This is a genomic window from Pseudomonas sp. 8Z (assembly GCF_902506535.1).
Taxonomy (GTDB): Bacteria; Pseudomonadota; Gammaproteobacteria; order Pseudomonadales; family Pseudomonadaceae; genus Aquipseudomonas.
Window position 1 is genome coordinate 47,672 of sequence record NZ_LR733827.1, and the last position, 13,334, is coordinate 61,005.

13 protein-coding genes are annotated in these 13,334 nt (G+C 64.4%); 12 read left to right on the top strand and 1 reads right to left on the bottom strand.

The window, feature by feature from the left end:
* Positions 1–194: 194 nt before the first annotated feature.
* The 3 genes from rho (at position 195) to AERO9A_RS12950 (ending at position 4,136) form a co-directional block, all read left to right on the top strand.
* Positions 195–1,454: a transcription termination factor Rho gene (rho, locus tag AERO9A_RS12940; protein ID WP_159972376.1), complete on the top strand. Its 1,260-nt coding sequence runs from the start codon at positions 195–197 to the stop codon at positions 1,452–1,454.
* A 247-nt stretch (positions 1,455–1,701) separates the two neighbouring features.
* Positions 1,702–3,168 (top strand): 4-hydroxy-3-polyprenylbenzoate decarboxylase, encoded by a 1,467-nt coding sequence (ubiD, locus tag AERO9A_RS12945; RefSeq protein WP_159972377.1) that lies wholly within the window; start codon positions 1,702–1,704, stop codon positions 3,166–3,168.
* Positions 3,168–4,136, top strand: coding sequence for a CDP-6-deoxy-delta-3,4-glucoseen reductase (locus AERO9A_RS12950; RefSeq protein WP_159972378.1), 969 nt, complete (start codon positions 3,168–3,170; stop codon positions 4,134–4,136). The genes ubiD and AERO9A_RS12950 overlap by 1 nt, the downstream gene beginning before the upstream one ends.
* Positions 4,137–4,199: 63 nt before the next feature.
* Here the strand turns inward: AERO9A_RS12950 and glpT are convergent, their stop codons facing one another.
* Entirely contained in the window at positions 4,200–5,540 is a 1,341-nt protein-coding gene (glpT, locus tag AERO9A_RS12955; RefSeq protein ID WP_159972379.1) for a glycerol-3-phosphate transporter, read from the bottom strand.
* A 364-nt stretch (positions 5,541–5,904) separates the two neighbouring features.
* On the opposite strand from glpT, the gene mdcA reads away from it, so the two are divergent.
* The 9 genes from mdcA to madM all read left to right on the top strand — a co-directional run bounded on the left by mdcA (position 5,905) and on the right by madM (position 13,264).
* Positions 5,905–7,557 carry a malonate decarboxylase subunit alpha gene (gene mdcA / locus AERO9A_RS12960; protein WP_159972380.1) on the top strand — a complete coding sequence of 551 codons (1,653 nt, stop codon included), beginning with the start codon at positions 5,905–5,907 and terminating at the stop codon, positions 7,555–7,557.
* Positions 7,557–8,441, top strand: a complete 885-nt coding sequence (locus AERO9A_RS12965) for a triphosphoribosyl-dephospho-CoA synthase (RefSeq protein WP_159972381.1) — start codon at positions 7,557–7,559, stop codon at positions 8,439–8,441. Before mdcA ends, AERO9A_RS12965 begins: the two co-directional genes overlap by 1 nt.
* 1 nt (position 8,442) lies before the next feature.
* Positions 8,443–8,742, top strand: coding sequence for a malonate decarboxylase subunit delta (locus AERO9A_RS12970; protein WP_159972382.1), 300 nt, complete (start codon positions 8,443–8,445; stop codon positions 8,740–8,742).
* Complete coding sequence (locus AERO9A_RS12975; protein WP_159972383.1) at positions 8,735–9,586, top strand: biotin-independent malonate decarboxylase subunit beta; 852 nt, start codon at positions 8,735–8,737, stop codon at positions 9,584–9,586. Before AERO9A_RS12970 ends, AERO9A_RS12975 begins: the two co-directional genes overlap by 8 nt.
* A gap of 2 nt (positions 9,587–9,588) precedes the next feature.
* A complete protein-coding gene (mdcE, locus tag AERO9A_RS12980; protein WP_159972384.1) occupies positions 9,589–10,395 on the top strand; it encodes a biotin-independent malonate decarboxylase subunit gamma in 807 nt (268 codons plus the stop codon).
* Positions 10,396–10,473: 78 nt separating this feature from the next.
* A complete protein-coding gene (locus tag AERO9A_RS12985; RefSeq protein ID WP_159972385.1) occupies positions 10,474–11,109 on the top strand; it encodes a malonate decarboxylase holo-ACP synthase in 636 nt (211 codons plus the stop codon).
* Positions 11,106–12,032 carry a malonate decarboxylase subunit epsilon gene (gene mdcH / locus AERO9A_RS12990; RefSeq protein ID WP_159972386.1) on the top strand — a complete coding sequence of 309 codons (927 nt, stop codon included), beginning with the start codon at positions 11,106–11,108 and terminating at the stop codon, positions 12,030–12,032. The genes AERO9A_RS12985 and mdcH overlap by 4 nt, the downstream gene beginning before the upstream one ends.
* 60 nt (positions 12,033–12,092) lie before the next feature.
* Complete coding sequence (madL, locus tag AERO9A_RS12995) at positions 12,093–12,494, top strand: malonate transporter subunit MadL (protein WP_159972387.1); 402 nt, start codon at positions 12,093–12,095, stop codon at positions 12,492–12,494.
* Between the two features lie 5 nt (positions 12,495–12,499).
* A complete protein-coding gene (gene madM, locus AERO9A_RS13000) occupies positions 12,500–13,264 on the top strand; it encodes a malonate transporter subunit MadM (RefSeq protein ID WP_159972388.1) in 765 nt (254 codons plus the stop codon).
* Positions 13,265–13,334: the final 70 nt, after the last annotated feature.

Genomic DNA, 13,334 nt, shown 5'->3' on the forward strand with positions numbered 1-13,334 from the left:
TTTTTTGTTTTTCGGGCTAGACGCTGTTTTTTCACGGTGTTACATTCGGCCTCGCTGCCTCCTACAGGCAGCCCTCTGCATGCCGTCGCCGATTCATTCCAATACGAATTCGTTCGCGATCCTGTCGCCTTCCTTGCGGCGCGGCCTCTCAAGCTAACAGCTTCTTTCTCTTCTTAAATGATCACGTCATTCCTATGAATCTGACCGAACTCAAGCAAAAACCGATTGCCGAACTGCTGGACATGGCCGAACAGATGGGCCTGGAAAACATGGCCCGTTCGCGTAAGCAGGACATCATCTTCGCCCTGCTGAAAAAGCACGCCAAAGGCGGCGAAGAGATTGGCGGCGACGGTGTGCTGGAGATTCTCCAGGACGGTTTCGGCTTCCTCCGTTCCGCCGACTCCTCCTACCTGGCCGGCCCTGACGACATCTACGTCTCGCCCAGCCAGATCCGCCGTTTCAACCTGCGTACCGGTGACACCATCGTCGGCAAGATTCGTCCGCCGAAGGAAGGCGAGCGTTACTTCGCCCTGCTCAAGGTCGACAGCATCAACTTCGACCGCCCGGAAAACGCCAAGAACAAGATCCTGTTCGAGAACCTCACGCCGCTGTTCCCGAATCAGCGCCTGACCATGGAAGCCGGTAACGGCTCCACCGAGGACATCACCGGCCGTGTGATCGACCTCTGCTCGCCGATTGGCAAGGGCCAGCGCGGCCTGATCGTCGCCCCGCCGAAAGCGGGCAAGACCATCATGCTGCAGAACATTGCCTCGAACATCACCCGCAACAACCCCGAGTGCCACCTGATCGTCCTGCTGATCGACGAGCGTCCGGAAGAAGTGACCGAGATGCAGCGCACCGTGCGCGGCGAAGTGGTCGCCTCCACCTTCGACGAGCCGCCGACCCGCCACGTGCAGGTTGCCGAAATGGTGATCGAGAAGGCCAAGCGCCTGGTCGAGCACAAGAAGGATGTGGTCATCCTGCTCGACTCCATCACCCGTCTGGCCCGCGCCTACAACACGGTGATCCCGAGCTCCGGCAAGGTGCTGACCGGTGGTGTCGACGCCCATGCCCTGGAGAAGCCCAAGCGTTTCTTCGGCGCCGCGCGTAACATCGAAGAAGGCGGCTCGCTGACCATCATCGCCACCGCGCTGGTGGAAACCGGCTCGAAGATGGACGAAGTGATCTACGAGGAATTCAAAGGCACCGGCAACATGGAGCTGATCCTCGATCGCCGTGTTTCCGAGAAGCGCGTGTTCCCGGCCATCAACATCAACAAGTCGGGCACCCGTCGCGAAGAGCTGCTGACCGGTGAGGAAGAGCTGTCGCGCATGTGGATTCTGCGCAAGCTGCTGCACCCGATGGACGAAATCGCCGCCATCGAGTTCCTCATCGACAAGCTCAAGGTCACCAAGACCAACGACGAGTTCTTCCTGTCGATGAAGCGCAAGTAAGAGGATCTACTGCGCGCAGGTGATGCTGCGTTAAAAACAGACTCAAGATGCTCATGTACAGTCGTACACTCCGCTCTCTCGCCTGTTTTTGCCTTGCCTAACCTCCGCTCGCTACGACCCGATTGCACTGCCACAAGGCCGGGGAAACCCGGCCTTGTCGTATCTGGAGGCTTTCAAGCCTTCTGAAAGCCCCACTTCGGCGCTAAACTTTGCGGTCACTCAAGCCTGTCCGACACGAGGCTCCTGCATGCAGTATCGCGACCTGCGCGACTTCATCCGTGAACTGGAAAAGCGCGGCGAACTCAAGCGTATCCAGACCCCGGTTTCGCCCATCCTGGAAATGACCGAAATCTGCGACCGCACCCTGCGCAAGGGCGGCCCGGCGCTGCTGTTCGAAAAGCCCGCCGGTTTCGACGTGCCGGTGCTCGGCAATCTGTTCGGCACGCCCAAGCGCGTGGCGCTGGGCATGGGTGCCGAGGATGTGTCCGAGCTGCGCGAGATCGGCAAGCTGCTGGCCTTCCTCAAGGAGCCGGAGCCGCCCAAGGGGCTCAAGGATGCCTGGAGCAAGCTGCCGATCTTCAAGAAGGTCATTTCCATGGCGCCCAAGGTGGTCAAGGACGCGCCCTGCCATGAGGTGATCGAGGAGGGTGACGACGTCGACCTCGGCAAGCTGCCGATCCAGCATTGCTGGCCTGGCGACGTGGCGCCGCTGATCACCTGGGGTCTGACCATCACCAAGGGCCCGAATAAAGAGCGGCAGAACCTCGGCATTTACCGCCAGCAGGTGATCGGCCGCAACAAGGTGATCATGCGCTGGCTCAGCCACCGTGGCGGCGCGCTGGACTTCCGCGACTGGTGCAAGATTTACCCGGACAAGCCTTATCCGGTCTGCGTGGCGCTCGGCGCCGACCCGGCGACCATCCTCGGCGCGGTGACGCCAGTGCCGGACACCCTCTCCGAATACGCCTTCGCCGGCTTGCTGCGTGGCCATCGCACCGAGCTGGTCAAGGCGCGCGGCAGCGATCTGCAGGTGCCGGCCAGCGCCGAGATCGTCCTCGAAGGCGTGATCCATCCGGGCGAGACCGCGCCGGAAGGCCCCTACGGCGACCACACCGGCTACTACAACGAAGTGGACACCTTCCCGGTGTTCACCGTCGAGCGCATCACCCGTCGCCGCGACCCGATCTACCACAGCACCTACACCGGCCGCCCGCCAGATGAGCCGGCGATCCTCGGCGTGGCGCTGAACGAAGTGTTCGTGCCCATCCTGCAGAAGCAATTCCCCGAGATCACCGACTTCTACCTGCCGCCGGAAGGCTGTTCCTACCGCATGGCGGTGGTGACCATGAAGAAGCAGTACCCGGGCCACGCCAAGCGCGTGATGCTGGGTGTGTGGTCGTTCCTGCGACAGTTCATGTACACCAAGTTCGTTATCGTCACCGACGACGATATCAACGCACGGGACTGGAACGACGTGATCTGGGCGATTACCACGCGCATGGACCCCAAACGCGACACGGTGATGATCGACAACACGCCGATCGACTACCTCGACTTCGCCTCGCCGATCTCAGGCTTAGGCTCGAAGATGGGCCTGGACGCCACTCACAAGTGGCCAGGCGAAACCACGCGTGAGTGGGGCCGCGCCATCGAGAAGGATCCGGCCGTGGTGGCGCGTGTCGACGCGCTGTGGAGCGAGCTGGGAATCGATTGATGAACGTCACCCTGCAACCCTCCGGCATTACCCTGGCCCTGCAGCCGGGCGAACGCATCCTCGATGGCGCCCGCCGTCTGGGCTACGACTGCCCGCAGAGCTGCCGCAACGGCAATTGCCATATCTGCGCGGCCTTGCTGGTGGAAGGTCGCGTACGGCAGAACGGTGTCGAGCTGGATCATGGTGAGCTGTTCACCTGCCTCGCCGAGCCGCTGCAGGATTGCGTGCTGCACTGGGATGGCGTGCTCGCCCCCGGTGAATTGCCGGTGCGTGCGCTGAGCTGCCAGGTGCTGGCCTGCGATGATGTTGGCGGCGATGTTTGCCGTGTGCGCCTGCTCGCGCCTGCTGGTAAAGCGCCGCGCTACCACGCCGGGCAATACGTGTTGCTGTTGCGTCCTGACGGCGAGCAGGCGGCGTTTTCCCTGGCTTCGGCGCCGCATCAGGGGCGCGAGTTGGAGCTGCACCTGCTGGTGCGCGATGACAAAAACCGCGCGCTGGTGGCCGAGCTGCGTGAGCAAAAACTGGCGCGCGTGCAACTGCCTTTCGGTGACACGCACCTGGCCGAGCTGCCGGATGGGCCGCTGGTGTTGATCGCCGCCGGCACCGGTATGGGCCAGATGCATAGTCTGATCGAGCACTGCCGCGCCAGCGGCTTCGCCCATCCGGTGCATCTGTACTGGGGCGCGCGTCGGCCCGAAGACTTCTACCAACTGCCGCACTGGGCCGATTGGCAGCTACTGGGCAATTTGCACCTGCATCAGGTCGTCAGCGAGCAATGTGGCTGGCAGGGCCGTTGCGGCCTGCTGCACGAAGCGGTGCGTGAGGACTTCCCCGACCTCAACGCTCTGCACGTCTACGCCAGCGGCTCACCGGCGATGGTCTACGCCACGCTCGATGCGCTGGTTGACGCGGGGATGGACGCCCACCAGATGCGCGCTGATGTATTTGCCTACGCGCCGCGTGGCTGAGTGAGCCCCCCTTTGCCGCGTCTGCCGATAGTGGTGCTGACGCGGTAAAGGGGGGCGTAGGACTTATTGCGCGGCCTTGCTAACCATGCCGGTGTGCCGCAGGGTCAATGCCAGGAAGGCGATGGCCATGACGCAAGAACCCACCAGCAGCACGAAGCCGCCATCCCAACCGAAGTGATCCACGGTGTAGCCGACCAGGGCGCTGGCCGCTACCGAGCCACCGAGGTAGCCGAACAGGCCGGTGAAGCCTGCTGCGGTACCGGCGGCCTTCTTCGGCACCAGTTCCAGCGCTTGCAGGCCGATCAGCATGACCGGGCCGTAAATCAGGAAGCCAATGCACACCAGGGCGGCCAGGTCGACCGTGGGGTTGCCTTCCGGGTTGAGCCAATAGACCAACGTGGCGATCAGCACGCCAACCATGAACACCACGCCGGTCGCGCCACGGTTGCCGCGGAATAGTTTGTCCGACAGCCAGCCGCAGAGCAGGGTGCCGGGGATACCGGCCCATTCGTAGAGGAAGTAGGCCCAGGAGGTTTTATCCACCGAGAAGTGCTTGGCTTCCTTGAGGTAGGTCGGCGCCCAGTCCAGTACGCCGTAGCGCAGCAGGTAGACGAACACGTTGGCGAAGGCGATGTACCAGAGCAGACGGTTTTTCAGCACGTACTCGACGAAAATCTCCTTGGTGGAAAACTCGCGCTCGTGGGTTTCGTTGTAGCCCTCGGGGAAGTCCTGCTTCCACTGCTCCACCGACGGTAAGCCACACGACTGCGGGGTGTCACGCATGACGATGAAGGCAAATAGCGCCACGACCAGGGCGACAACCGCCGGCACGTAAAAGGCCGAGTGCCAGTCGTTGAACCACAGCAGGCCGAGCAGAAACAGCGGGCCGATCAGGCCACCACCAATGTTGTGTGCGACGTTCCAGATCGAGACGATGCCACCGCGCTCCTTCTGCGACCACCAGTGCACCATGCTACGCCCGCTGGGCGGCCAGCCCATGCCTTGGAACCAGCCATTGAGAAACAGCAGCACGAACATGGTGCCAACGCTGGCGGTGGCCCAGGGCGCGAAACCGAACAGCAGCATCACCAGGGCCGATAGCGCCAGGCCAACAGGCAGGAATAGGCGTGGGTTGGAGCGATCCGATACCAGGCCCATGATGAACTTGGACAGGCCATAGGCGATGGCCACGGCGGACAGCGCCACGCCCAGTTCACCACGGCTGTAACCCTCTTCCACAAGGTAGGGCATAGCCAGAGAGAAGTTTTTACGCAGCAGGTAGTAGCCTGCATAACCGATGAAGATGCCCGCGAATATCTGCCAGCGCAGGCGTCGGTAGGTGGGATCGATGCGTTCAGAAGAGAGCAGCGGTCGATGGGCGGCCGGCGCGAAGATGCCAAACATGCAATGCCTCTATATTGTTATTGCTATTTATCGAATTCGAACATTGGCGTTCACTTTCGAATGTTACATTTTTATTACAGCGCGCGAAGCTTTTTGTTTCGTCCGTTGAGCGGCTGGGCAAGATGAGTGGGATAGATCTGGCGGCTTTGTTGCATTGACCTGTGGTGCGCGCAGTTGGCCAGGTGCACCCCGTGCCAGGGCGGGCGGGTTTGCCTATCGGCTTATTGCAGAGGGCTGCGGTGTAGAGCCCCATGTTTGAGCAATCGTTAACCTGGGCGTAACGATTGCGCGGTGTGCTTGATTGATGACCTCTCGGTCACGCTCCTAATGTGCCTCCACGACAGCGGAACCCGTGGAGTCTTCAATGACAACAACAATTTCCCCACCGCCGCAGTGGTCGCGCCGTCGCGCGGAAAAAGCGCGGCGACTCGATCAGGTGCGTCACCTCGCCGATGGCGTGGTGCTGCCCAGCGACAAGATAGTCGCTGCACTTGAGGCGCTGATTGCCCCAGGCGATCGTGTGGTACTCGAAGGCAACAACCAGAAGCAGGCGGATTTCCTCTCCCGCTCGCTGGCCAAGGCCGACCCTGGCCGCTTGCACGATTTGCACATGATCATGCCCAGCGTCAGCCGCGCCGAGCATCTCGATCTGTTTGAACGTGGCATCGCCCGTAAGCTCGACTTCTCCTTCGCCGGGCCGCAGAGCCTGCGCATCGGCCAACTGCTCGAAGACGGGCAGATGGAAGTCGGCGCCATCCACACTTACATCGAGCTGTACTCGCGCCTGCTGGTGGATCTGATCCCCAACGTCGCCCTGGTCGCCGGCTTCCAGGCCGACCGCCACGGCAACATCTACACCGGCCCGAGCACCGAGGACACCCCGGCGCTGGTCGAGCCCACCGCGTTTTCCGATGGCATCGTGATCTTCCAGGTCAACGAGATCGTCGACGAGCTGCCACGCGTGGATATCCCGGCGTCCTGGGTCGACTTCGTGGTGGTGGCGGACAAGCCCTTCTATATCGAGCCGCTGTTTACCCGCGACCCGCGCCATATCAAGCCGGTGCATGTGCTGATGGCGATGATGGCCATTCGCGGCATCTACCAGAAACACAACGTGCAATCGCTCAACCACGGTATCGGCTTCAACACCGCCGCCATCGAACTGATTCTGCCCACCTACGGCGAGTCGCTGGGCCTTAAAGGCAAGATCTGTCGCAACTGGACGCTCAACCCGCACCCAACCTTGATTCCGGCCATCGAAACCGGCTGGGTCGAGAGCGTGCACTGCTTCGGCACTGAGCTGGGCATGGAGGATTACATCGCCCAGCGCCCGGACGTGTTCTTTACCGGCCGCGACGGCTCGATGCGCTCCAACCGCATGATGTGCCAACTGGCCGGGCAATATGCGGTCGACCTGTTTATCGGCGCCACCTTGCAGGTCGATGGCGATGGCCATTCCTCCACTGTCACCCGTGGCCGCCTGGCTGGCTTCGGCGGTGCACCGAACATGGGTCACGACCCGCGCGGTCGTCGCCACGCCACTCCGGCCTGGCTCGACATGACTACGCCGCAAACCCTGCTCGAACGCGGCAAGAAGCTGGTGGTGCAGATGGTCGAGACTTATCAGGAAGGCGGCAAACCCACCTTCGTCGAGCGCCTGGATGCCGTCGATGTGGCGAAGAAGGCGGGCATGCCGCTGGCGCCGGTGATGATCTACGGCGATGACGTCACTCACTTGCTTACCGAAGAAGGCATCGCCTACCTGTACAAGGCGCGCACCCTGGAAGAACGCCAGGCGATGATCGCTGCCGTGGCCGGCGTTACCGCCATCGGCCTGCGGCATAACCCGAAAGACACCGAGCGCATGCGCCGCGAAGGGCTGATCGCCCTGCCTGAAGACCTCGGCATCCGCCGCGCCGATGCCAGCCGCGAACTGCTTGCGGCCAAGAGCATCGCCGAGCTGGTCGAGTGGTCGGGCGGCCTGTACAACCCGCCTGCCAAGTTCAGGAGCTGGTGATGAATGCATTCACTGCAATTCAGCCGCAGCTCTCGCTGTCCTTGGGCGACTGGCTGGCGGATCTGGCGGTCGACGCACTGATCGACGAGGCCGACCTGTCGCCCAAACCGGGCCTGGTCGACAAGCGTGGCAGCGGCGCCCATAGCGATTTGCACCTGGGCCTGATGCACGCTTCGGCGCTGGCCCTGTGGCCGAGCTTCAAGGCTATGGCCGAGGCCGCGCAGCATTCTGGCGAGATTGATCAGGCACTGCGTGAAGACGTCGGCCGTATTGGTCGCGAAGGCGAGGTGGAGATGCTGCGCGTCACTGGCGGCGTCAACACCCATCGCGGCGCGATCTGGGCGCTGGGCCTGCTCAGCGCCGCTGCCGCGCTGGAGCCCCGTGAACTGGCACCAGAACAGGTCGCTGTGCGCGCCGCGCGTTTGGCCCTGCTCAACGACCGCGCCGCGCCTGTCGCCGGAGACAGCCATGGCGCTCAGGTGTGCCGCCTGTACGGCGTGCATGGGGCGCGCGAGGAAGCGCAGCTTGGCTTTCCCGCGGTGATCCAGCAGGCGCTGCCGCAACTGGCGCGCAGCCGCGCCGCCGGGGCAGGGGAGCAGAACGCCCGTCTCGACGCGCTGCTGGCGATCATGACCCAACTGGCCGACACCTGCGTGCTCTACCGCGCCGGCATGGCCGGGCTGACCCGCATGCAGAGCGGCGCCCGTGCGGTGCTCGCCGCCGGCGGCTGCGCCAACCTCGATGGGCGCCGCCTGCTGCGTGATCTGGAACGCGACATGCTGCACCTGCGCGCCTCGCCTGGCGGCGCGGCTGATCTGCTCGCCGCCACCCTGTTCCTCGACCGCCTGCAGCATGGCCTGCCGGCGCAGCTTGGGAGTCTGTGAAATGGAAACCCTGTCTTTTCAATTCCCCGCCGGGCAACCGGCCAAGGGCCGCGTGCAAGTCGGCTGCGTCGGTTCCGGCGACCTGGAAGTGCTGCTCGAACCCGGCCAGGCCGGCACCCTGGCCATCGAAGTGGTCACCTCGGTCAACGGCAGCGCGCCGCGCTGGCAGCAACTCTTTGAGCGCATGTTCCGCGAACAAGTGGTGCCCGCGCTGAATATCGCCATTCATGATTTCGGCGCCACGCCCGGCGTGGTGCGCCTGCGCCTGGAGCAGGGCCTGGAGGAACTCAATCATGGCTGAGCAAAACATTGCGCGCCTGCTGGCGCAGCGCAGCTTTACCGAACTCGGCGCCCGCGAGCGCGCTCGGGCATTGCTCGATGCCGACAGCTTCCGCGAGCTGCTCGACCCCTTTGCCCGGCTGATGTCGCCCTGGCTGCCCAAGCAGGGCATCGTGCCGCAGGCCGATGACGGCGTGGTGGTGGCCAAGGGGCTGATCGATGGCGCGCCTGCGGTGGTTATCGCCATCGAAGGCGCCTTCCAGGGCGGCAGCCTTGGTGAGGTGGGCGGGGCGAAGATCGCAGGTGCCTTGGAACTGGCCGCCGAGGATAACCGTAACGGCACGCCGACTCGCGCCGTGCTGCTGCTGGAAACCGGCGGCGTACGCCTGCAGGAAGCCAATCTGGGCCTGGCGGCGATTGCCGAGATTCAGGCCGCCATCGTCGATCTGCGCCAGTATCAGCCGGTGATCGGCCTGGTGGCCGGGCCGGTTGGTTGCTTCGGCGGCATGTCCATCGCCGCCGGGCTGTGCAGCTACCTGCTGGTCACCCGCGAGGCGCGCCTGGGGCTCAACGGCCCGCAGGTGATCGAGCAGGAGGCCGGTATCGAGGAGTACGACTCGCGCGATCGCCCCTTTATCTGGAGCCTGACCGGCGGCGAGCAGCGTCACGCCAGCGGCCTGGTCGACGGCTACGTGAGCGATGACGTCGAAGCCATTCGCCGCGAGCTACACGGCCTGTTCGCCAAGGGCAAGCCTGAGCGTGAGCGCAGCCGTCGCCACGCCTGGTTCCTGCAGCGCCTAGGCGCCGTCGACACCACCGTCCAGGCCGATGCCGCTGCCGTGCGCAGCGCCTACCGGGGAGCATGAACATGAGCACAGTCCAAGAACAACGCGGCCTGCACTGGTTCCAGGCCCTGGCAGGCGGCGCCCAACCGCTACAAGGCTTGTCTGCTTCGCTGCGGGTGGCCGATGGCGAGCTGGCGGGGCAGGCGGTGCGCTATCTGGCGGTGATCGCTGATGCCAACAACCCATTTCCCCGCGCCCGCAACGGCGAGGTCGGTCTGCTCGAAGGTTGGGGCTTGGCCCAGGCGGTCGATGAGGCCATCGAGGCCGACCGCGACCAGGTGCACAAGCGCGCGCTGATCGCCATTGTCGACGTGCCGAGCCAGGCCTATGGCCGTCGCGAGGAAGCCTACGGTATTCATCAGGCGCTGGCCGGCGCGGTGGACGCCTACGCCCGTGCCCGCCTGGCCGGGCATGCGGTGATCGGTCTGCTGGTCGGCAAGGCCATGTCCGGTGCCTTTCTCGCCCATGGCTACCAGGCCAATCGGCTGATCGCCCTGCGCGACGCCGGGGTGATGGTGCACGCCATGGGCAAGGCCGCCGCCGCGCGCATCACCCTGCGCAGCGTCGACGAGCTGGAGGCGCTGGCCGCCACGGTGCCGCCGATGGCCTATGACCTCGACAGCTACGCCTCGCTCGGGCTGCTTTCGGAAGTGCTCGATGTCGAGCAGGTGACGCAGCCGAGCGCTGCCGACCTGGCCCGCGTGCAGGACGCCCTGAACCGCGCCCTGGCCGATATCGCCGCCAGCCCGCGTGACCTGCGGTGCCGCCTGGGCGCCACCAACCGCGCGGCGTCTAGTCAGGTACGCGAGGCCTTGCGCGCACAGTGGTGAAACGTAGGACGGGTGAAACCCGCCAACGCTGAATCACGTGAAATGGCGGGTTGCACCCGCCCTACATAGGAAATACCGATGCACCCGACACCCCGTCCACATGATCTGCTCTGGGGCCTGCGCCCCGAGCACCTGCCACAGGAGGCGCCGGCCTGGGCTCGCGCCGCCCTGGGCGGGCATGTGCCGGTGGTGGTACGCCGTGCGCCGGCCGAGTCCGGCTGGGTCGCGGTGGGTATTCGCGGCGCGGCGCGTGAGCAACGCCATGCCACCTGGATGCGCCTGAGAGATATCAGCCGCCTAGTCAGTCCGCAGGCGGTGGCCCGAGCCGGGCGCTGGCGCCAGCATGCCCAGCCGCAGTGGTCAGCGTTGCGCGCCCTGAGCCAATTGGCGCCGCGTCTCGATGCCCACGGCTTAGCTTGGGGCGTAACCGGCAGCCTGGGCTTCGAGCTGGCCAGCGGCATCGCCGCTGCACACCTAGACAGCGATCTCGATTTGTCGCTGCGCGCACCGCAGCACCTGCCGCGCGACTGGGCACGGACCTTATGCCGTCTGCTGGGCGAGGCGCCGGGGCGTGTCGATCTGCAACTGGAAACCCCATATGGCGCCGTGGCACTGCGCGAGTGGGCCAGCGAGTCGCCGCGCGTATTGCTGAAAACTCAGCACGGCCCAGTGCTGGTCAGCGATCCCTGGCAAGCGCAGCAGGTGGCAGCATGAGCACGCTGTGGGCCTTCCCCGGTCAGGGCGCGCAGCAACCCGGCATGCTGCATACGTTGCCTGATGTGCCGGTGGTGCAGGCCTGTATCGAGCAGGCCAGCGCTGCGTTGGACGAAGACGTGCGCCTGCTGGATTCGGCCGCGGCGCTGCAAGACACCCGCGCCGTGCAACTGTGCCTGTTGATTGCCGGTGTGGCGGCGGCGCGGGTGTTGGTCGAGCGTGGTCATCGCCCCGATTATGTCGCGGGTTTATCCATCGGCGCCTATGCCGCCGCCGTGGTGGCGGGCGCGCTGGCGTTTGCCGATGCCGTGCGTTTGGTCGCTCTGCGTGGCGAGCTGATGCAGCGTGCTTACCCGAGCGGCTACGGTATGACCGCCATCCTTGGCCTCGACCAGGCCAGCGTCGAGCGCCTGCTGGCCGAGGCCGAAGGCCCGGTGTACCTGGCCAATATCAACGCTGAAAACCAACTGGTGATCGCTGGCAGCGAGGCCGCCATGGCTGCGCTGGCCGATCGCGCCCGAGCATTGGGAGCGGGCGCGGCCAAGCGCCTGGCCATGAGTGTGCCGTCGCACTGCGAACTGCTCGATGCGCCGGCTCGCGAGTTGGCGGCGGCATTCACCAAGGTCGAACTGCACACGCCACAGGTGCGCTACCTGAGCGGCAGTTCGGCGCGCCTGATCCGTGATCCCGAAGCCCTGCGCGACGACCTGGCCATGAATATGAGCCGCGTGGTCGATTGGCAGGCCACGCTCGTCACCGCCTATGAACGCGGCGTGCGCCTGCACCTGGAACTGCCCCCTGGCGGCGTGCTGAGCGGGCTGGCCCGGCGCGTATTCGAACCCGGCCAGGCCATCGCCTTCACTGGCTCACGCCTGGATACACTCGACGCCATGTTGCGTCAGGAGGTAAGTCGCGACCGCTGAGCCGTAGTGTTTACCGAAGCACAAGAACAACAACTTCGATATAAACCGAGGACAACAACCATGATCATCTACGGTGTCGCCTTTCTGGCGTTCTGCACCCTGGCAGGCATCTTCATCGGTGAACTGCTGGGCAAACTCATCGGCGTCCCCGCCAACGTCGGCGGTGTCGGCATCGCCATGATGCTGCTGATCTTCCTGGGCAGTTACCTGAACAAGCGTGGCCTGTTCACCGGCAAGTCGGAACAGGGCGTGGAATTTTGGAGCGCCATCTACATCCCCATCGTGGTCGCCATGGCGGCTCAGCAAAACGTCTACGGTGCCCTCAAAGGCGGGCCGATGGCGATTCTCGCCGGGACAGTCGCCGTGGTGATCGGCTTCGCGCTGGTACCTGCTTTGAGTCGGCTAGGGCAAAAGAAGCCTGAAACCGACGTTGCCCCCTCCCTGACCAAAGCGCCGCGGTGACTGCCATGTACGAATCTTTGATGAAGGTCATTACCAGCTACAGTCTGCTCAGCGGCTTCGCCATCATCGGCATCACGATGTGGGTGTCTTACTGGATTTCCGACAAGTTCACCAAGGGTCGTCTGCATGGCTCGGCCATTGCCATCCTGCTCGGCTTGTTGCTGTCCTATATCGGCGGTGCCTACACGGGTGGGCAGAAGGGGCTGGTGGACATCCCGCTATTCGCCGGCATCGGCCTGCTCGGCGGCGCCATGCTGCGCGACTTCGCCATCGTCGCCACCGGCTTCGGCGTCAGTGTCGAAGAGCTCAAACGCGCCGGGTTCGCCGGGGTGCTAGCGCTGTTCGTTGGCGTATTCACGTCCTTCATTGCCGGCGTGGCGGTGGCCATGGCCTTCGGTTACACCGACGTGGTCAGCTTGACCACCATCGGCACCGGCGCGGTGACCTACATCGTCGGCCCGGTCACCGGCGCGGCGATTGGTGCCAGCTCCGACGTGATGGCGCTATCGATTGCCGCCGGTTTGATCAAGGCGATTCTGGTAATGGTGGCCACCCCCTTCGTCGCCCCCTATATCGGCCTGAACAACCCGCGCAGCGCGGTGATCTTCGGCGGCCTGATGGGCACCTCCAGCGGCGTGGCCGGTGGCCTGGCGGCGACCGATCCGAAGCTTGTGCCGTACGGCTGCCTGACGGCTGCGTTCTACACCGCACTGGGCTGCCTGCTTGGCCCATCCTTGCTCTACTTTCTGATGCGCGGCCTTCTGGGCTGACCTTTCGCCCGCCCTCGTGGCGGGCTTTTTATTCACGGCGAAACCCAGGGCGACGGTTTCTCGGGTTTCG